This window comes from Mesorhizobium sp. M1E.F.Ca.ET.041.01.1.1 (assembly GCF_003997355.1).
Classification (GTDB): Bacteria; Pseudomonadota; Alphaproteobacteria; order Rhizobiales; family Rhizobiaceae; genus Mesorhizobium.
Genome location: NZ_RZSL01000960.1, coordinates 1 through 1,508 on the forward strand (window position 1 = coordinate 1; position 1,508 = coordinate 1,508).

Annotated in this window: 2 protein-coding genes and 1 pseudogene; all 3 read left to right on the forward strand. The window is 63.5% G+C overall.

Translation table 11 applies throughout. The annotated features are described in order from the left end of the window. Positions 1 to 418, forward strand: a 418-nt coding sequence (locus EOA38_RS36370) for an alanyl-tRNA editing protein (RefSeq protein WP_145966282.1), incomplete at its 5' end; no start/stop codon positions are given. Positions 419 to 464: 46 nt separating this feature from the next. After that, positions 465 to 1,316, forward strand: a complete 852-nt coding sequence (sseA, locus tag EOA38_RS36375) for a 3-mercaptopyruvate sulfurtransferase (RefSeq protein ID WP_127301485.1) — start codon at positions 465 to 467, stop codon at positions 1,314 to 1,316. Positions 1,317 to 1,321: 5 nt separating this feature from the next. Next, a pseudogene (locus tag EOA38_RS40770) lies at positions 1,322 to 1,508 on the forward strand (GNAT family N-acetyltransferase); the annotation flags it as partial.

Below are 1,508 nucleotides of genomic sequence, written 5' to 3' on the forward strand. Positions count from 1 at the left end.
CTGCCATCTGCTCACCGTGGTCTGCCCGTTTCCCATCACCGGGGCTGCGGTTGCCGAGGACGATAGCCGCGTCGACTTCGACATTCCCGATGCCGGCTTTACCAAGGAGGACGTGACGGCTAGGCTGATGGAGCTGGTGCGCGCCGACCATGCGATCTTCACGCGGCTGATCACCGACGAGGAACTGGCCGCCAATCCCAGCCTGGTGAAATCGAAGAATGTGCGACCGCCCGTCGGCACCGGCAAGATCCGCCTGGTCTGCATCGGCGAGAATGCGTCGGTCGACAGCCAGCCCTGCGGCGGCACCCACGTGAGGAGCACCGGCGAGGTCGGCGAGATCCACATCGGCAAGATCGAGAAGAAGGGCCGCGAGAACCGGCGCTTCCGCATTCGCTTCGGGCCGATGCCGGCGAATTGACGAGCCAGAACGGACGAAGTCGCGAGAGGCGGGCAGGAGCAGGAAGATGGCCGAGGACAGCCCCTTTATCGTCGACGCGGACTGGCTCGAGAAGCGATTGGGCGAGCCTGGGCTCACCATCATCGACGCCTCCTGGTACCTGCCGGCGCAGAACCGCAACGCTCACGCCGAATACGTCGCCGCCCATATTCCCGGTGCCCGCTTCCTCGACCAGGATGCCGTTTCGGACCCGGATTCCAAACTGCCGCACACATTGGCGTCGCCCCAGTACTTCGCGCAATATGTAGGTTCCATGGGTGTTTCTGCCGACGACACCATTGTCGTCTATGACGGTCCGGGCCTGTTTTCGGCGCCGCGCGCCTGGTGGATGTTCCGCGTCATGGGCGTCTTCCAGGTTTACATCCTGAACGGCGGCCTCGACCGTTGGAAAGCGGAAGGGCGGCCGGTGACGGCGGAGCACACCAGGATAGCGCCTTGCGTCTTTTATCCCGATTTCGACGCAAGCCGTGTCGTCAACCTCGACGAGATGCGCCGGATTGTCGGAAGCGGGAAAAGCCAGATCGCCGATGCGCGCTCTCCCGGGCGTTTCGCCGGAACCGACCCTGAACCGCGTCCGGGCGTCCGTTCCGGCCATATGCCGGGCGCTCGCAATGTTCCGGTCGCAGCACTTGCCGAAAATGGCGAGCTGTTGCCCGGGGACCGCTTGCGCAAGGTGATCGAGGATGCCGGCATCGATCTTTCGAAGCCGATCGTCACCTCATGCGGATCGGGCATCACCGCGGCGGCGATCACGCTGGCGCTGGAGACGCTTGGCCACACCGACAACAGGCTTTACGACGGCTCATGGACCGAATGGGGCGGGCTCGACGACACGCCTGTCGTGACGGGCAAGGAATGACGGCGATGGAAAATAGTGTGCCTAAGGATATCGAGGTCACGGTCACATTTCTGGAAATGCATGTGCCGCCGGCTGCGTCGCCGCCGCTGCCGTACAACCGCCAGATCGCGCTGCTGAGGACCAAGGACGTTCCGCTGCATTTCTACCGCTATCTGATGGATCGCGTCGGACGCAAATGGCACTGGGTCAATG